The 18,082-nt window shown below is 46.0% G+C and carries 13 protein-coding genes and 1 other annotated feature; of the genes, 7 read left to right on the top strand and 6 right to left on the bottom strand.

Annotation, left to right across the window (positions count from 1 at the left end; genetic code table 11):
* Positions 1 to 86 precede the first annotated feature (86 nt).
* Entirely contained in the window at positions 87 to 1,376 is a 1,290-nt protein-coding gene (gene hemL, locus AC6RGY_RS07320) for a glutamate-1-semialdehyde 2,1-aminomutase (protein WP_499861233.1), read from the top strand.
* A gap of 227 nt (positions 1,377 to 1,603) precedes the next feature.
* Here hemL and AC6RGY_RS07315 read toward each other — a convergent pair whose 3' ends face one another.
* Positions 1,604 to 2,041, bottom strand: coding sequence for a PH domain-containing protein (locus AC6RGY_RS07315; protein ID WP_499861230.1), 438 nt, complete (start codon positions 2,039 to 2,041; stop codon positions 1,604 to 1,606).
* A gap of 287 nt (positions 2,042 to 2,328) precedes the next feature.
* Here AC6RGY_RS07315 and AC6RGY_RS07310 point away from each other — a divergent pair, with 287 nt between their 5' ends.
* From AC6RGY_RS07310 to murC, 6 genes are all read left to right on the top strand, one after another.
* Positions 2,329 to 3,639, top strand: a complete 1,311-nt coding sequence (locus tag AC6RGY_RS07310) for a LysM peptidoglycan-binding domain-containing protein (RefSeq protein ID WP_499861227.1) — start codon at positions 2,329 to 2,331, stop codon at positions 3,637 to 3,639.
* 83 nt (positions 3,640 to 3,722) lie between these two features.
* Positions 3,723 to 4,841 (top strand): YutH/CotS family kinase-like spore coat protein, encoded by a 1,119-nt coding sequence (locus tag AC6RGY_RS07305; RefSeq protein WP_499861225.1) that lies wholly within the window; start codon positions 3,723 to 3,725, stop codon positions 4,839 to 4,841.
* Between the two features lie 169 nt (positions 4,842 to 5,010).
* Positions 5,011 to 5,169: a hypothetical protein gene (locus tag AC6RGY_RS07300; protein WP_499861220.1), complete on the top strand. Its 159-nt coding sequence runs from the start codon at positions 5,011 to 5,013 to the stop codon at positions 5,167 to 5,169.
* Between the two features lie 130 nt (positions 5,170 to 5,299).
* Positions 5,300 to 5,530, top strand: a binding site (T-box leader).
* Between the two features lie 40 nt (positions 5,531 to 5,570).
* Positions 5,571 to 8,237, top strand: coding sequence for a valine--tRNA ligase (locus tag AC6RGY_RS07295; RefSeq protein WP_499861217.1), 2,667 nt, complete (start codon positions 5,571 to 5,573; stop codon positions 8,235 to 8,237).
* A gap of 115 nt (positions 8,238 to 8,352) precedes the next feature.
* Positions 8,353 to 9,657: a bifunctional folylpolyglutamate synthase/dihydrofolate synthase gene (locus AC6RGY_RS07290; RefSeq protein WP_499861214.1), complete on the top strand. Its 1,305-nt coding sequence runs from the start codon at positions 8,353 to 8,355 to the stop codon at positions 9,655 to 9,657.
* A 33-nt stretch (positions 9,658 to 9,690) separates the two neighbouring features.
* On the top strand, positions 9,691 to 11,067 hold the full coding sequence (murC, locus tag AC6RGY_RS07285; protein WP_499861209.1) for a UDP-N-acetylmuramate--L-alanine ligase: 1,377 nt from the start codon (positions 9,691 to 9,693) through the stop codon (positions 11,065 to 11,067).
* 137 nt (positions 11,068 to 11,204) lie between these two features.
* Here the strand turns inward: murC and AC6RGY_RS07280 are convergent, their stop codons facing one another.
* The 5 genes from AC6RGY_RS07280 to AC6RGY_RS07260 all read right to left on the bottom strand — a co-directional run bounded on the left by AC6RGY_RS07280 (position 11,205) and on the right by AC6RGY_RS07260 (position 18,055).
* Entirely contained in the window at positions 11,205 to 12,044 is an 840-nt protein-coding gene (locus tag AC6RGY_RS07280) for an SDR family oxidoreductase (RefSeq protein WP_499861205.1), read from the bottom strand.
* Positions 12,045 to 12,666: 622 nt separating this feature from the next.
* Entirely contained in the window at positions 12,667 to 13,875 is a 1,209-nt protein-coding gene (locus AC6RGY_RS07275; RefSeq protein ID WP_499861201.1) for an ABC transporter permease, read from the bottom strand.
* The gene (locus AC6RGY_RS07270) at positions 13,872 to 14,618 is read right to left on the bottom strand and encodes an ABC transporter ATP-binding protein (RefSeq protein ID WP_499861198.1); all 747 of its coding nucleotides are present in this window, start codon (positions 14,616 to 14,618) and stop codon (positions 13,872 to 13,874) included. The genes AC6RGY_RS07275 and AC6RGY_RS07270 overlap by 4 nt, the downstream gene beginning before the upstream one ends.
* Positions 14,619 to 14,735: 117 nt before the next feature.
* Positions 14,736 to 15,587, bottom strand: coding sequence for an SDR family oxidoreductase (locus AC6RGY_RS07265; protein ID WP_499861195.1), 852 nt, complete (start codon positions 15,585 to 15,587; stop codon positions 14,736 to 14,738).
* A gap of 434 nt (positions 15,588 to 16,021) precedes the next feature.
* On the bottom strand, positions 16,022 to 18,055 hold the full coding sequence (locus AC6RGY_RS07260; RefSeq protein ID WP_499861191.1) for an SBBP repeat-containing protein: 2,034 nt from the start codon (positions 18,053 to 18,055) through the stop codon (positions 16,022 to 16,024).
* Between the last annotated feature and the right edge of the window lie 27 nt (positions 18,056 to 18,082).

Below are 18,082 nucleotides of genomic sequence, written 5' to 3'. Positions count from 1 at the left end.
AAATGGTAATGAAAGATGTCACTTGTTTTTCGGTGTACGATTTCCGTTTGTTTGCGGTACAATACCGAGAGAAGGGGTGAAGAATCATGCATAAGGGATATAAACAATCCGCGCTGAATTATGAAAAAGCGTGTCAAGTGATTCCAGGGGGAGTCAATAGTCCCGTTCGGGCTTTTAAGTCGGTGGGAATGACCCCAGTATACATAGAACGAGGCGAAGGTTCGCGTGTCTTTGATGTGGACGGCAACGAATACATTGATTATGTTTGCTCCTGGGGACCGCTTATCTTGGGGCATGCTCATCCGAAAGTGGTGAATGCGGTGCAGACGATGGCAGCCAAAGGGACAAGCTTTGGTGCACCAACGGAGATCGAGACGGAGATTGCCCATCAAGTAAGTGAACGGGTAGCCTCGGTGGATGTTGTACGGATGGTTAACTCGGGAACCGAGGCCACGATGAGTGCCTTACGACTAGCACGCGCGTACACCAAGCGGAATAAAATCTTGAAATTTGAAGGCTGTTACCATGGTCATTCCGATAGCCTTCTTATTAAAGCGGGCTCTGGTGTGGCCACGTTGGGACTACCGGATAGTCCTGGTGTACCAGAAAATACGGGACAGCATACCTTAACCGTACCGTATAATGACTTGGAAAGCTTGAAGCTGGCCTTCCAAAAGTACGGTCATGATATAGCTGCTGTCATTATCGAGCCGGTTGCTGGAAATATGGGTGTTGTGCCACCACAGCCTGGTTTCTTAGAAGGTGTAAGAACGATTTGCTCGCGTTACGATTCCCTCCTCATCTTTGATGAAGTGATGACAGGTTTCCGTGTCGATAAGCACTGTGCGCAAGGGCTGTATGGGGTTACTCCTGATTTAACTACATTTGGTAAAGTGATTGGCGGAGGACTTCCTGTTGGCGCTTATGGAGGCAAACAGGAAATTATGGCGATGATGGCACCAGTAGGACCGGTTTACCAAGCAGGAACCTTGTCTGGTAATCCGTTAGCGATGGCAGCAGGTCATGCCACCTTGGAAGAGCTAGACCGTCCTGGTGTTTATGAACAGCTAGAAGAAAAGGCGGAGCGTCTTGAAAAAGGACTACGAAAGAATGCGCTAGAAGTAGGTATTCCGCATCATATCAACCGGGTAGGATCGATGGTCTGTCTCTTCTTTACAGATGAAGAGGTACACTCTTATGAGCAGGCGAAGAACGCAGATACGAAGAAGTTTGCTACCTACTTTAAGCATATGATGGAACAGGGGATCTCCATTGCCCCCTCTCAATATGAGGGCATGTTCGTCTCGACGGCTCATACAGACGAAGATATTGATCGGACGATCGAAGCAAGTCGTCAGGCGATGGCCAAGTTATAAACGGCAAGAGGAAAAGCGAATAGGGAAAGAAAAAGACCTTCTCAGGAAAGAGAGGGTCTTTTTGTGAGGCAGGATCGGTCCTCCTAATTATTTTTGTACGATTGAAGGATTCTTTTCGAGCAAGAGAGACATAAGATCGTCTTCATTTTCTGGCGAGATAAGAAGTTGTTTGGTTTTTGGCTTCGAATGGGGTGATTTTAGAATAGAAGCGCCGATGTTGTGTACGTCTAGGGTTCACGGCGAATCTCCGGGTTTTTGCTTTGTAACTGGGAAAAGAATTGATCGATCTCTTGTGGAAGACGGATCACATGCTTCTTCTCTTTTTGATTTGGATAATCCTTGAGATAAGAAATCTCTAACGCTTGTCCGAAAGGTTTGATCATTATCGGGTTAACTTGCATCGATTTAATCGTATGATAAGGGATTTCTCGTTTTAGAAAGGCGATACGAATGATGAGTGCATGATCAGCTAAGTGATACGTCGTTTTAAGCAATGCCGATATAGAGAGTCCATTACAGAGGATGATGGGAATGAGTAAGAGTAACATGTAGGAATTGAAGTGGTTGAGTGTTATGAGGACTAGGCCAATACTAGAAAGGATTAAGAGAGAGAATACCAATGTTCCACTCTTCCTTGTTGGAGTAAAAACTTCTTTTGGGGGCATAGAATTTACTTATCTCCCTTCTTTTTCTCTACTTTCTTAATCATAGCATAACTTATGTGACGATAAGAATGACTTGTAAACATATTGACACTTTTCCTTTGTTCCAGAAGGAGCACGTGCCGTCTATTTTCATGAGGCACCTACCTTGAGGCATCTTCATATCGGCTGCTTCCCTTCGGACAGGGTATATCCGCTCATCGCACGCATATAGATACAGTACAGTCGAAAATCTCTGATGTTTGCGAAGCGGATTTTCGAATGAAATTTCGAAGTGAGGAGGGAGCACAGTGGCGGGCAACGAGTACAAACAACTACGTTTTGATATCTCCGAAAAAGTGCGACTTCACCCCCACCAACCGGGGATGGATACCCTCCTGGAACTGGACCTTTATCCTGATGTCGAAATTGAAGAACAGGATACGCACTTAAAAATCCATGGCTATTTACGCCTCAATGGATCTTATCGCAGCAACGAAATGAATCCGACAGAGTCAGAGGTTCAGTCAGAGACGGGTGCCAGTAGTCAAGAAGAGATTGCTTATGTCATTCCAGTTGAGATTTCCTTACCCACTGACAAAGCGGACTTGGAGCAACTTGCGGCAGAAGTGGAAGCATTCGATTATCAGGTGCTTTCCCCATTTGAATTGCAAATCGAAGCTTTACTTACCATTGACGGACTGATTGAGGATTCGAATGAGGCATCGACAGCAGACAGAGAAGAACCATCCTATGAAGAATTACCCGAAGCATCGTTTTCAGGGGCTCAAGAGGAGAAAGGGTTATCGGTATCGCAGTCAGTGGAAGAAGGGTACGATCCAGAGTCACAAATTCAATCCGTTGAGACGGGTGAAGAGTATCATCAACCGCATGAAGAATATCGGGAAACGCAAGAATACGGTACACATGAGGATTATCAAATTTCCTCCAGTGATCATCCATCATCAGCCGGGTACTCCCCTTCGGCAAGCAGTTGGAATCCTTATGGATATGATGGAGAACAGGAACAGCAAGAAAGAGAAAGGCAAGCATACTCCTATCAGCAACGTGAACAAGCGGAGGAGGAGCGGATCAACGACCTTTCTTCGCGGGATGAAAGAGAATATTCCACATCTCAACAGCAGACAGATGAATTCGCATCGCATCAAGGAGAATCTGCTTATTCTTTTAACGAAGGGCAACGTTGGAGTGAAAAAAGAAATGAAGGAGATCCAACGGACGCATCATTCTCTACAAATGACAATAAAGATGTAGAAAGCAATGTCTATCCTCTCTATCCTCAACCATCGGAAGAGGAACGTCTGTCGCCAGCGAAATCTTTCACACGAGAATTGGATGATTCCGAGCAAGCGTCGATTCATGAGGAGCAGGAAGAAAAAGAAGAAAAAAGTCGTTCAGCATCCGATTGGGCGAAAAGATTGGTCTCCGAGGACGAACCGCGTTTTGTTCGCATGAGGATGGTGATTGCGCAAAAAGAAGATTCGGTAGATTCGATTGCCGATCGTTATAACTTGCCATCGAGTAAAATTAAGCAGTTAAATCGACTGGAAAGTTCCAGTCTAGATGAAGGACAGGTGGTTTACATTCCACGCGAAGGATAGCAATTGGGGAGGATTTAGGAGAGAGGGGATAGGACAGAAGGTCGATCCTCTCTCCCCGTTTACCTGCAGAGGGGGAAGGAAAGGTGAAACAGCAGACCATTAACCGCCAAGAATTACAACAAGTATTTACTGAGTACGGGTGGGCACCCCATAAAGTAACACAGATTAAAAGAATCTTCCGCGTAGAAACCAGTCAAGGTACATACGCTCTGAAGTGGACCAAACAACCAGCAGAAAAATTGATGATGCTCCACGATGTAATCTCTCACGCGTGGGAACAAGGATATGCACATGTACTACCTTGGGTGAAGACACCGGCAGATGAAGTGTATGTGATGACGAAGAATGGGAATTGGTATGTCACTCCTTGGGTGGAGTCGAAAGAGAATACGATCTATGAACCGCCTCGCGATGCTTTGTTACAATCATTGGCTCAATTTCATCGCTTGGTAGAGCCGGTGGTAGATCATTACACGAAATTTCGTAACCAACTGAATCAGCCTTTCATCGAAAGATGGAGGGATCGAAAAGCAAAAACGGCTGAACTGTACTATTTGGCGCAAGAGCGTGATATTCCCTCCCCGATGGATCAGTCTTTCCTGGAACAGGCGGGCTTTCTCGAAAAGGCGTTTGATTTCGCTATCCGTGGGGTTGAGCGATATCTAGAATCGCAAGGAGGGAAAGCACCACGGTATACCTTGTGCCATGCACGTACTCATCCTGGAAAACTTTTGATGAGCGAACAAGGATGGTATTGGGTTGATTTTGATCAGGCTGTAGTGGATTCGCCTGTGCGGGATATTGCCACTTTTTATCGTCAGTTTGGAGATCCAGATCATGAGGAGATTTCCACCTATCTAGGCTACTATGAAGAGGAATTTGCACTAAAACGCATCGAGGAGAAGCTGTTAGCTGTATACCTGGCTTATCCTCTACGCCCCTATCAAATATTGAAAGCGTATTATACACAAGAAACCAACACCAATGAAATCGATGCTGTCCGCCAGTTTGAACGAGCGATTGAGCAGTTGGAACAATTCCAGCAAGTTATTCAACAATTATGGCAAAAAAGAGAAAAAATAGAGCTTAAAAAAGGGAAGAAGAAGCGTCCGGATCGCTTTCAAGAGGATTTAGAGGACGAAGTGGGACCTTTGGATGAGTCGGTGCAGTTTCCGATTTTTCCTCATGCTCCCCAGGATTAAGAAAGAAGATTCGGCTGGTGGAGAAGCTCTCTCTTCCAGCTTTTTTTTTATTTAAGTTCAAGAATTTGTATCGCTTAAGAAAAATGTGTGGAAAAAGACTGGACAAGTGTAAGTGAAAAGAGCAGAATAGATAAGAGACTTGTGTGTTGAGACAGGGAGGTTTTTGCCTGTGAGCGCGATGAAGTCAATGGCGAAGAGCATGTATCGTGGTTTTTTCTTTCTATTATTACTAAGTTTGCTATTGATGGGTGCTACGCTTTTGTTGGCCACCTTGGCCGATCCGCCACTGATGTATGATAGTGTTCAAAAAGCATTTGGGATGAATTAAGACTGGGTTATATGAAACAAGGTAGAAGAGAACTTAGGCTCTCTCTACTGGGGAAAAGACAACAGGTGCCTCGAGTTGACCTGTTGTCTTTTCCATTGTACAATATGAAAAACATGACATGGATTAGTGAAAAGAAGCGATGACAGGGAAAAGTAGTTGGACCTTCACTTTCAGAGAGAAGTGCTCAGGGCTGAAAAGCACTTTAGTTGAACCCAATGAACCGTCCCCCTCGAGCTATCTGTCTGAATGATGGAGTAGGACAGGTCGCCTCCTTGCGTTAACAGGATGGAGGGCACGTATCGACGAAAAGCAGATACGTGAACAAAGGTGGTACCGCGAAGATGCTTCTTTCGTCCTTTGGATGAAAGGGCTTTTTTTATGCTGATAAGGAGATGAATATTATGGTAGAAAATACAGGATTGCCTTCTGCTTATGATCCGAAGAAAGCGGAGGAGAAGTGGTACGATTACTGGATGGCCAAAGGTTTTTTCAAAGCGGGACAAGACCCGAACAAAACACCTTATACCATCGTGATTCCTCCGCCCAATGTAACGGGTAATTTGCATATTGGGCATGCCCTCAACAATACATTGCAGGACCTCTTGATTCGATTTAAAAGAATGCAAGGCTATGATGCACTCTGGCTACCGGGGACGGATCATGCGGGGATTGCCACGCAGACAAAAGTGGAACAACGTTTGCGCGAGGAAGGGCTTACCCGCCATGATCTGGGGCGTGAAGCATTTTTAGAGAAAGTATGGGAATGGAAAGAGAAATATGCCGAAGTGATCCATCATCAGTGGAAGAAAATGGGCCTTTCATTGGACTATTCGCGGGAACGTTTCACGATGGATGAAGGGCTGTCTAAGGCCGTGCGTGAAGTGTTTGTGCGGCTTTATGAAAAGGGCCTCATTTATAGAGGGAAATACATTATCAACTGGGACCCAGCAGCACGTACGGCACTTTCGGACATCGAAGTGATATACAAAGATGTGCAAGGTGCACTCTACCACATGGAATATCCACTCCAAGATGGATCGGGCTCCATCCGGGTGGCAACCACACGTCCCGAAACGATGTTGGGCGATACGGGGATTGCCGTTCATCCAGAGGATGAGCGATATCAAGGGCTCATTGGTAAGAAAGCGGTCTTGCCGATCATCGGTCGTGAAATTACGATTGTAGCGGATGAACACGTCGATCCTGAGTTTGGCAGTGGGGCTGTAAAAATTACGCCAGCACATGATCCCAATGACTTTGAGATCGGGGAGCGTCATGGGCTAGCTCAAGTGTTGATTATGGATGAAAGTGGCGTCATGAATGACCAAGCGGGTCCCTATCAAGGAATGGACCGCTTTGACTGTCGGAAAAAGATTGTCAAAGATCTGAAGGAATCGGGAGTACTAATCGAAATCGAAGAACATATGCATTCTGTGGGGCACAGTGAACGTTCAGGTGCGGTGGTGGAACCTTACCTGTCGACACAGTGGTTTGTCAGCATGAAACCATTGGCAGAACAAGCGATTGCGGATACCCAGAGTGGAGAAGGCGCGCAGTTTGTACCGGATCGCTTCGAGAAGATTTACTTGCACTGGATCGAAAACATTCGTGACTGGTGTATATCTCGCCAATTGTGGTGGGGACACCGGATTCCGGCTTGGTATTGTGAAGGGTGCGGGGAAGTCATTGTGGAACGAGAAGATCCGTCCACCTGTCCGCATTGTCAAAGCGAAAACCTCAGACAAGAGGACGATGTTTTAGATACCTGGTTTAGCTCAGCATTGTGGCCCTTTTCTACCTTAGGCTGGCCGGCAGAGAGCGAGGATATGAAACGCTTTTTCCCGACAGATGTGTTGGTTACTGGCTATGATATCATCTACTTCTGGGTGGCACGCATGATCTTCACCTCACTGGAGTTTACGGGGCAGAAGCCGTTTGCTGACGTCCTCATTACGGGTTTGGTTCGTGATGCAGAAGGACGGAAAATGTCGAAGTCATTGGGGAATGGCGTGGATCCGCTGGAAGTAATTGATCAGTATGGTGTGGATGCGATGCGGTTTATGCTTTCCACTGGTTGTACCCCAGGAAATGATCAGCGCTTCCGCTGGGAACGCGTAGAGGCAGCCCGAAATTTCTCCAATAAGATTTGGAATGCCTCCCGCTTTGCTCTGATGCATCTTGAAGGGGTAAAACCAGAGGGATTGACATTGGATAAAGAACAACTGGACCAGTTGTCTACCGCGGATCGGTGGATTCTACACCGTCTGAACGAGACGATTGAGGATGTTACCCGCCTCTTGGAACGTTATGACTTTGGGGAAGTGGGACGTCTCTTATATAACTTCATCTGGGATGAGCTTTGTGACTGGTACATTGAGTTTGCCAAGTTGCCTCTATATGGAGAGGATGAAGAGGCGAAAAATCAGACACGAGCCGTGTTGGTGCATGTGCTAGACCAGTCGCTTCGTTTGCTTCATCCTTTTATGCCATTTGTAACAGAAGAGATTTGGCAACACCTGCCGCTCGAGGGAGGCGAAAGCATCACCGTCGCGCCATGGCCAGTTAAAAATGATTCTTTCTCCTATCCCAAAGCCGTGTCGGATATGCAACTACTGATCGACTTGATTCGGTCGGTACGAAATATCCGTGCAGAAGAAGAGGTGGAGCCCGGTCATAAAGTGGATTTGCTGATTAAGACGGATGCCACTGCTTTGGATACGATTAAAGGAAGTCAAGAGGCGATCCAGCGTTTGTGTAACACCAATAAGCTGGAGATTGGAACGGATGTAAAGCAACCCGCACGAGCGATGAGTGCAGTAGTGGCAGGAGCTGAGGTGTTCCTCCCGCTGGAAGGGTTGATCGATATTGAACAGACGATCGAACGTCTCCAGGCGGAGAAAAAGAAGTTGGATAAAGAAGTAGAGCGGGTAGAGAAGAAATTAGCCAATGAAGGGTTCGTGAAGAAAGCACCTGCGCATGTCGTTGAGGAAGAGAAGCGAAAAGGGGAAGAATACCAAGAGATGCGCAAGAAAGTGATCGCAAGATTGGAAGACTTGCAGAAATCATAAAGCACGTTTAAACGTTAAAAATAGCAAGGAGAGCATAGAAGCGTTGCCTTCTGGTAGAGAAGGCAACGTTGCTATGCGTAAAAAGGTGTAAGTGATGGAAAAGGAGAGCCGAATCATGATAGCACACGAGTCATTTCATTCCACAGAGGATGTATTTCAATGGATGGATTCGTATTGCCAGAATAAGATCCAACCGGGCTTGGATCGTATGCAAAACGTACTTACAGCACTGGGTCATCCGGAGCGACGACTAAAGTGTATCCATATCGCCGGAACCAATGGCAAAGGCTCCACCGCAGCGATGGTGGCCTCTTCCTTACAGCAAGCCGGGTATCCGGTTGGATTGTTTACTTCTCCCTACATTACCCATTGGAGCGACCGCATTGTCGTCGATGGAGAACCCATAGCAGATGAATCTTTGGTCAAATGGGCGAATCACCTCCTGCCCTATCTGAGGCAATTAGAAGAGGAAACGGGGGAGCGGCCCTCACCTTTTGAATTTTGGACGTTGGTTGCGATTTGTTACTTTGTATACGAAGCGTGTCCCTGGTTTGTCGTGTGGGAAACCGGACTTGGAGGACGCTGGGATGCCACCAATGTGGTTCATCCTTTGGTGTCGGTCATTCCACATATCGGAATGGACCATACCCAATACTTGGGTGAGTCACTGGAATTGATCGCACGCGAAAAAGCAGGAATTATTAAAGCGGGCGTACCAGTGGTGGTCGGCCCCTTGGAAACGACGGCACTTGCTGTGGTAGAGGAAACTTGTCGTACGAAAAAAAGCCGTCTTTATCAGTGGGGCAAAGATTTTCATATGCAGGATAGCGAAGGCGTGCTACAATTTGCAAGTCCATTCCGTACGGTGGAGCAGGTGAAAGTTCCCTTGCTAGGTGACCATCAAGTGAGGAATGCTGCAACCGCGTTAATGACACTAGAAGTTCTGAGGCAATATTATGCGACGGTATTAGAAGAAGAGGAAGTACGCCAAGGATTGGCAGAAACGAAATGGCCGGGTCGCTTGGAAGTCATCACGAGGAATCCTACCTGTGTTATCGATGGAGCTCATAATGAAGCAGGGGCAGAATCGCTAGCGCAAGCGATTTCAAAACATTTCTCTTACGACCGTCTTTATCTCATGCTGGCTTTCCTTAAGGATAAAGAGGTGGAAGCAATTTTAAAGCCTCTTCTTCCGTTGGCAGACGGTGTATTTGTTACTGAGGTGGATGATTCGCGCGCCTTGCCACAAGCGGAATTGGCACGCCAGGTAGAAGCACTTGCTCCTCAGTTAGACGTTAAAGTGATGAAAAGTGATGAGGAAAGTATGCGACAGATCATGCAGGGGATGGGAAAAGAAGATCTGCTGGTTGTGACGGGATCGCTTTATTTGGTTTCTGACGTAAGAGCTATTCTTAAATAGAAGAGTGAAAGATATTGAAAGGGAGTGAGTCTGATGAAAGCAAATGAACATATTCATTTTATCGGAATTGGTGGGTATGGCATGAGTGCCATTGCTCGCGTATTGTTAGAAATGGGGTATCAGGTGACGGGCTCTGATCTTTCTGCGAATAAGCTGACGGAAAGCTTGGCGGCTCGCGGAGCGGATGTGTATTATAGTCATGATGTAAAGTGGATTGAAGGAGTGGACCGCGTCGTCTACTCATCCAGTATTCCTGCCCATAATGTAGAGATGGTAGCCGCACGTGAACAAGGAATTACGGTCATGCACCGCTCCGAGATGTTAGCCCTTCTTCTAAATGATCAGAAAGGGATTGCCGTGGCGGGTGCGCATGGCAAAACAACTACCTCGTCGATGATCGCACAAGCGATGGAAATGTGTGAAGCCGATCCTACCTATATTATCGGAGGAGAAGTGGTTGGACTGGATGGCAATGCCAAAGCTGGCCAAAGTGAGTATGTGGTAGCTGAAGCAGATGAGAGTGATGGCACCTTTCTCGAGTACTTTCCTTACATAGGAATTGTGACCAATATTGAACCGGATCACTTGGAGAATTATGAAGGGGATTTTGAAAAACTAAAGGATGCTTATAAACAGTTTTTGTCCCAGATACAAAAGCAAGGCTCAGCGATCCTCTCGGTTGACGACCCTTACCTGCGTGAATTAAAGGATAAAGTGGATGCCGATGTGATCACCTTTGCTTTGGATCAGGAGGCGGATTATCGAGCGACCAACATTCGTGCACATGAGCGGGAAGTAGAGTTTACGGTGGAGAAGGCGGGAGATGCCATTGGGGATATCCACTTATATGTTCCTGGACGCCATAATGTATCCAATGCGCTGGCTGCGGTGATTGTGTGTTTAGAGATCGGGTTACCGTTTGCTCAAGTAGCGGAAGCACTTACCCATTTTCGCGGGGCCAAACGTCGCTTTCAAGTGATTGGTGAAGTGAATGAGATTTTGGTCGTGGACGATTATGCACATCACCCTACGGAAATTCAGGCGACGATCCAAGGGGTAAAGGCGATGAATAAACGAATCGTGACGATTTTCCAACCGCAACGATATTCTCGTACGCACCTATTGATGGACGAATTTAGTCAATCGTTTGGGGAGGCAGATGAGGTCGTCATCACGCGTATTTACTCACCGGCAGGAGAGAAGCCGATTGAAGGCGTAACGGCAGAGAGACTGACTCAATTGATTAAGGAGAACGGTCAAGATCATGTGCGTTACTGTGAAACACAGGAGGATGCGAAGAATTACCTAGTCGAAATCCTTCAAGCAGGAGACTTGGTGCTGACGATGGGAGCAGGCGATATCTGGCGTTTGGCTCACGCGCTTATTCCAGAGCTGGAAAATCGCTCATAGGGACTCGTTTAGAATGACCGTTTGGTGAAAGAGAATCTAAAAACCCACCTAGGTTACAGATTAAAACCTAGGTGGGTTTTTGTATTTAGACATAATAGGAGACTAGTGAGCAGGACTACATATCATCCAAGCGTCATTTAATCTGAAAGTAACTTTTTCACCACATAACGCTCGATCCACTCCCAGGGAAGGAGGGCTTTGGATCTGAGGGCCATCCTTGCCTCTTTGCCAATGGGATAGCGGAGCTTAGGCCGTTTTTGTCCCGTCACTTTAATAATTAGATCGACCACTTCTTGAGGATCAGCCGCCGTTTCGGCTATCTGTTTGGCTTCCTTCATGAGGGTCTCAACTTCCTTTTGATAAACGACCGGCTTACTTTCATCGATCTGGGCGAAACTTTTTGCCCAGATATTTGTTTTGTACGATCCCGGTTCAATTAAGGAGACATAAATGTTGTAGGGAAGCAATTCTAACCGAAGCGTTTCGCTAAACCCTTCGAGGGCAAATTTTGAAGAAGTGTAGGGGCTAAAACCGGGAAAGCCAAAGCGTCCGCTCACACTGCTAAGGTTGATAATTTTCCCACTCTTGCGTTGGCGCATGGAGGGGAGGACGGCCTGTGTCACGGCAATGAGACCAAAGAAGTTGGTTTCAAATTGACGGCGAAAGGCTTCGACAGAAACCTCTTCTGCATAACCTGTTTCGGCATAGCCAGCGTTATTAATGAGGACATCAATTTTTTCATACTGGCGAAGAACCTCGTCAATGGTCGTGTGGATGGTCTCTGGTTGGGTTACATCCAATGGTTGAATTTCAATAGATTTCAGTTTTCTTTCCGCGATGGCTTCCTGTAAAACTTGGCTACGATTGGTGTCGCGCATGGTCGCTATGACATGGTAGCCATGCTCCGCCAAAGCGAGGCTTGTAAGTAGTCCAAAGCCACTGGAAGCACCGGTGATGAGCGCGATAGGTTTATTCATGGTTTTGTCTCCTTTGTTGTGGAGTGATTGCTTCTATGGAAGTAGATATTGGTGAAGCCTAATGTTACGAAGGGAAATGATTCCCCTTGAAAATAAGGGTGAAAGCTCTCCCGAGAATGGTTGGAAGATGGGTGCAGGGTGCTGGCACTGTTCTCTTGCAACCGCTTCGGAAAAAGGTTCTTGGTATTACCACGACAATGTGAGGGAACCAGGTATTCCCTGTAGTCAGCTTTCATCCGGGGCTTGTGGCACCAACCATGGGAGTTTTCTATGAAAGTTTACACTTCGTGAAATAATATTTCGTTATAAAGAGAAACCCACCTTCTGATAAAGGGTGAAAGCTCACCCTAAGAGTGATTGGAAGATGGGCGAGCGGTTTCTCCTTGAGAGACTCTGAGCCGTGGATCATGGAACGAAAGGAGATGCCGCCACCCATCAACCACGCTACGAGAGAACCTGAAACTCCCATGCTGGTTGTTTTCATTCGGGGATGTGTATAGACCATGGTGGTTTTCTATAAGTGAAAATCTTATGCATGAGAAGATCGATAAGTGAGAGCTCCTTTCGTTATGCTCCTTATAATGGGGCTGACATACGCCATATCGAAAGAGGCTTCACTATGTCACTTAACCATATGACGCTTGGGAAGCCAATAGAAGCTGAGGAGATAGCTGAACACGAGACCACATCCGCCTAAAGCGAGTGTATGCAGGACTGCCTGCTCATTCTTAAGTAGAATCAACCCTAATAATACAAGCGATTGAGCACCCATCAAAACCAAGCTGAACCAAGCAAAACTCTTCCTTTTTTCTTCCACTGGGATGGGATACAGGTGAATGATGATTTGTTGGCGATGGGGACGGATGACGGTAGGTACATGCAGACTGGTCGCGAAAATACTGGCAAGATAGATTCCCAAAACGACAGAGGGAAGGTCAATCCACCATAAAAGCAAGGCGGAGACAATCAGTAAGCGCACGTACATGTCCCATAATTCGTTGGTGCGGAAGAAGGTCCGGATGTATAGGTATAGATAGGGACGCTTAAAGAGTGGAATTCTCCGTAACAATAGAATGAGCCAGGTGCGCTCTTTTACTTTGGCATGAACGTGTGGGATATCGACAAAAAGATTGGCAATGCTGTAGTTGCGTGCTTGGGCTTTCTCTTCTTTTTGTAAAAGGGTGCGCCATGGAAACTGTTTGCTTTTCCGTTTTACCTCCAGCCAGTTTAGAAGAACGAAGAGGAAGATCGCTGCAATGAGCACCCATTTATGTCGATAAAATAGAGCAGTTGTAAAGAGTACATTGATCCCTGCTCGTTGGAGAAATGAGAACATCGACGACTGCACATGCATCAAAGATTCTCCACGATAGATGATATTCCACCCTTTTAATACGACCATCCATCCAAAAGTAAGCCAGATGGACCAATCATTTGCGATGTGAAGCAAATATAAGGGCCACAAAAGGGCAAACAGAATGATGGTTGCGATCATCTGAAACAATGCACTATAGCGAATGCTACTGCGGTAATAGTGTAGCATATGGTCCTCTGCTGGCAATAAAAAGGAGAGGTCTGGCTTTTGCAAAAAAGTGCGGATAGGTGCATAGAGAAGCCATAGCGAAAAAAGTGTCGTTAAAAATAAAGGGACAGAGATGAAACTGGGAAAGAGATCGGGTATATAGAGGACGGGATGCTTCTCAGGAAGGGAGAATAAGAGTAGCAAGCCAAGGATTAAAACGCCCATTCCTTGTGCGATTAAACGGAAGTACCCCAATCGCTTGCCCCATGCATCTGAAAGCCGATCTCGAAATAATGTAGCAATATTCATAGCTTCTTCTCACCCTTTGTCGCATATAGAAATAGGTCATCAAGGCTAGCTCCTGATAAATTAGCTTGTGTGCGCATTTGGGCGAGTGTGCCGTGAAGTTGAATATGTCCATCGTGCAAAATGACAAAGCGATCACAATATTTCTCTGCCGTTGCGAGAATATGAGTAGAGAGTAAAATCCCTGACCCTTGGCTTTTCATGTCGGTGAAGTGATCCAGTAATGCTTGCGTGGCGAGAGGGTCCAATCCAACAAAGGGTTCATCTGCAATGAGAAGTGAAGGCTGAACCAAGAACGCACACAAGATCATCACCTTTTGCTGCATGCCCTTGGAAAAGACGGTAGGAAACCACTTTGCTTGCTTTTGCATGCGAAACGTTTCCAAGAGTGGTCCGATCCGCTCTTCAAAGGTTTTTTGATCAATTTGGTATGCTTGCGCTGTTAATTCCAAATGCTCCATTAGCGTAAGCTCATCATATAGTTGCGGTGTTTCGGGAATATAGGCCATCTTGGATCGGTAACGGACAGGATCTTGTGCCAGTGATACCTCATCCAACGCGATGTCGCCGGAGGCAGGCGTAAGCAGGCCCAAAATGTGCTTAATGGTCGTGCTTTTCCCCGCTCCATTCAACCCGATCAACCCGACGATTTCATGTGGGTTTACATCGAAGGAGATATCATGGATAACGGGCTTATGTATTTGATAGCCTCCTATGAGTTCGTTCACGCGTAACATATTATGCATCCTCTCTATCTTTGTGGGAACAGATTCCATTCTTTATTCATTGTAGTCGAATGGAAGAGGGCTTGTCTAGGTAAGTTTGAACCCATTAAAAGGGTCCACCAGCTGACTTCATTTGAGTTAGTCTGCATCGGGATTCGGAATGCGAAAGATGGGGATAGAACGCCCATCAATATCCGTAAAATGATACTCCTGTGCTAGTTGCCCTACTGGCCATACGCGTCCGCTCTTGTGGATGACATGAGGATCGGATGCGAGGGCGGCGGTAGCTCGTCCAATGTAATGAGGAGTTTCACTATCTTTGAGTGCGTCGTGCTCGTGCCAATGGTTTTCATCAGTGTGGAAATGTTGCAAGACCAGTTCGGTTCGCATAAAGCCGGGAGAGATAGCCAGTACAGCAATATGGTCGTTTTTCAATTCTAGTGAGAGTCCATAGGCCATGCGATTGAGCGCATTTTTTGCTAAATCGTAGTAGAAGTGACCGGTGTATTTTCCTTCATCCCAGAACGTGGTATGGACAATGAGGCCCCCTTTTTGTGCACGCATGAGGGGAATGGCAAAGTGATTGGTTACCAATTGGGCGCGTACTCCAGCAGTAAACATGGTTTCCCAATGATCTAAAGGAATTTCCCAGAATGGTAGTGGTTCAATTGCTCGTTCGTTTCCACCCCATACATTATTGACGAGAATGTCTAGTTTTCCGTGCTCTTGATGAATGCGCTGAAACAATGCTTTTACTTCTTCATCTTTTGTGTGATCACATTGAATGGGGATGCCGATTCCGCCGGCTTCCTCAATGAGAGCGGCCGTTTCATCTAGTGTACCAGGGAAGCGGGTAGGTGTTTCGCCGTGAAGACTTCTACCGGTAATGTATACGGTTGCGCTCGCTTTTGCTAATTCGATGGCAATTCCACGACCGGCTCCACGGCTCGCCCCTGTAACAAGGGCGATCTTTCCATGTAATGAAGGCATCATGCACATCCTCTCGATCATGAGTTTTTACGTTGGGATTCATTCGTTTGGTACTCTGAGATCTCGTTATGACAGTGTATATTTGCTAGTACCTTTTATTATCATGGCTTCCGCTACGTGATTTCTTCCACTGTTTTGAAAGCAAATAGTACCGATCGAATACCGCTTGCTGAGGTTTGTGTCGACTCCATTATCTACGACGACATAGGGAAATATGTTGTGGAAACTGGAGAAGTCCTCGACACACTCGGTGAATAAAGCTCATCGAGGAGATCCACTCTATACTCGTGTTCAGGAATGGCGCACGGGAGGTGTCGGAGTGATGAAACTGTGGATTCACGTGCAGCAAAAACACAAGAAGGGAAGCGTTTCGATCTTTAACATTTGATGTGATAAAGCAAACTTAAAGCCGGGTGAACAGACGCCATTTCCTTTTATCCAAAACCAAACTCTCCTCCATTCCCTCTTGGTCCTCGGGGACCTCGAGGACCTCTTCTTCCCTGTGGTCCACGAGGACCTCGAGGACCAGTGAACCCTGCTGTTCCAGTGGGTCCTGTCGGTCCGGTAGGGCCAACGGAGGATGACCTACCCATTTTGAAAATAAAGGAGTCTTGTGCCCCGCTTAATAAAGTTTGATATGCCGCAAAGGTGGTAGGAAAATTAGTGGAGGAGGTGAGTCCGGTGGTATAAGCATTTTGTAATGCATCAACTGCGATAGCTAAGCCTTCGTCACTTCTATCTCCGCCCAAATACGATGAGAAAGAAAGTCCTTGCCCTGAGTAACTTATTTGGGTGATAAAAGCGTCATTACTCCCCCCGATCTGCCGTTGAAAGGCATCGGAAGTAAGAGGAAAGTCCGTAGAGAACGTGCATCCTGTTACCCAAGCTGATCCAAAATCATCTACCGCAATCCCTTCGCCTTGATCCAAATCGCTCCCACCTAAATACGTGGAATATACAAGCACACTTCCCTGTCTATTCAGCTTTGAAACGAAGGCTGATCGGGCGCCTTTAAGAGTAGTTTGAAAGGCATTATTTGTTACAGGGAAGTTAGTAGATTCTGTTATACCTGCAATATATGCATTGGAAGCACCATCAATATCAATGGCCATTCCAAACTCGAATCCATTTCCACCTAAGTAGGTGGAATAGAGAAGAGAAGTTCCAACAGAATGGATAGTAGTAATAATTGCGTCAGACAAACCTCTTAATATTGTTTGAAAAGCATTGCCCGTTGTAGGAAAGTTCGTTGAGATCGTAAAACCTGTCACATAAGATTGATTATCACCATCAATGGTTAACCCATTACCAACATCCTGATCCTTTCCGCCTATGAAAGTTGAAAATACAAGACTACTTCCAGTCGAATTGAATCTAGTAACAAAAATATCTGAAGCTCCCCCACCATATACCGTTTGAAAGCTATCTGAGGTGGTGGGGAAATCAGTAGCATTGGTGCTTCCTGTCACATAGGCGTTTTCAGATTCATCAACGGCAATCCCCATGCCTCTGCTGAAAGAGAATACTCCAGTCCCCTTTTGCCCTCCCAAATAGGTGGAGTAAATTAGCGAAGTGCCATCTGTGTTCAATTTCGAGACAAAGGCATCCTCGTCTCCCTGTTTATTAGTTTGAAGTACTCCTGATGTAACAGGGAAGTCAGACGATTGGGTTATTCCTGTCACATAGGCATTATTGGAAGAGTCTAGGGCGATATCGAAGCCAAAATCTGCATTGCTTCCACCGATAAATGTTGAATACAGAAGAGTGGTTCCACCACTATTTAATTTTGAAACAAATACATCGGTTGAACCGGAAAGAATGGTTGCAAAGGCTCCTGAAGTGATTGGGAAGTTGGTTGAAGACGAAGAGCCTGCAACATAAGCATTCCTTCTGTCATCAACCGTAATCCCCACTCCCTCATCAAGATCTGATCCACCTAGGTAAGTTGAATAGAAGATGATGGGATCGATGACCAGTGCTTTCGTTGGATCAAACCCTTCGTTTAGTTTGAAGCCGAAGGATTGATCTGAAAAGATCTGAAAACACGTCGAGAGATACGTCCGCCCCCGGTCGGATTCTTGAAAACTGATTGGTTTTTTTTCATAAAACACTCCATCAGAAGAAGATACGATGAGGTCCCCCTGTTTGTTTAAATGAACTTCCTTTGCATTTTCATAATAAAGACGCACATCCTCCATGTTGGCGCCAGGATAAACAATGGCATCGTACTTGATTTTTTTACCATATTTATAAAAGTGAATGTCAATTCCTTCCCATACATTTGTGTAAATGACCTTCTTATAGATAACTTGATCTTCATTTTTCATCAAGACCTTGTCAGACATATTTTTAAATTGGAGCATGATTTCACAGCCGGGACTTCGAGTGAACAGTACGCCTTCAGGTAGAAAGGTAATATGGACATCCTGTTTTCGTATGGGTGTGAAGGACGTTGAATTTATTAACATTTACTAGTATATCTCCTTTCCAAAAAG

This window comes from Mechercharimyces mesophilus, assembly GCF_059818345.1.
The sequence above is the reverse complement of the archived record's forward strand: the minus strand, read 5'-3'. Positions and strand labels throughout refer to the sequence as shown.

Coding starts and splice junctions, on each gene's coding strand:
- hemL (WP_499861233.1), top strand. CDS start 87: ATGCATAAGGGATATAAACAATCCGCGCTGAATTATGAAAAAGCGTGT.
- AC6RGY_RS07315 (WP_499861230.1), bottom strand. CDS start 2,041: ATGCCCCCAAAAGAAGTTTTTACTCCAACAAGGAAGAGTGGAACATTG.
- AC6RGY_RS07295 (WP_499861217.1), top strand. CDS start 5,571: ATGGTAGAAAATACAGGATTGCCTTCTGCTTATGATCCGAAGAAAGCG.
- AC6RGY_RS07290 (WP_499861214.1), top strand. CDS start 8,353: ATGATAGCACACGAGTCATTTCATTCCACAGAGGATGTATTTCAATGG.
- murC (WP_499861209.1), top strand. CDS start 9,691: ATGAAAGCAAATGAACATATTCATTTTATCGGAATTGGTGGGTATGGC.
- AC6RGY_RS07280 (WP_499861205.1), bottom strand. CDS start 12,044: ATGAATAAACCTATCGCGCTCATCACCGGTGCTTCCAGTGGCTTTGGA.
- AC6RGY_RS07275 (WP_499861201.1), bottom strand. CDS start 13,875: ATGAATATTGCTACATTATTTCGAGATCGGCTTTCAGATGCATGGGGC.
- AC6RGY_RS07270 (WP_499861198.1), bottom strand. CDS start 14,618: ATGCATAATATGTTACGCGTGAACGAACTCATAGGAGGCTATCAAATA.
- AC6RGY_RS07265 (WP_499861195.1), bottom strand. CDS start 15,587: ATGCCTTCATTACATGGAAAGATCGCCCTTGTTACAGGGGCGAGCCGT.
- AC6RGY_RS07260 (WP_499861191.1), bottom strand. CDS start 18,055: ATGTTAATAAATTCAACGTCCTTCACACCCATACGAAAACAGGATGTC.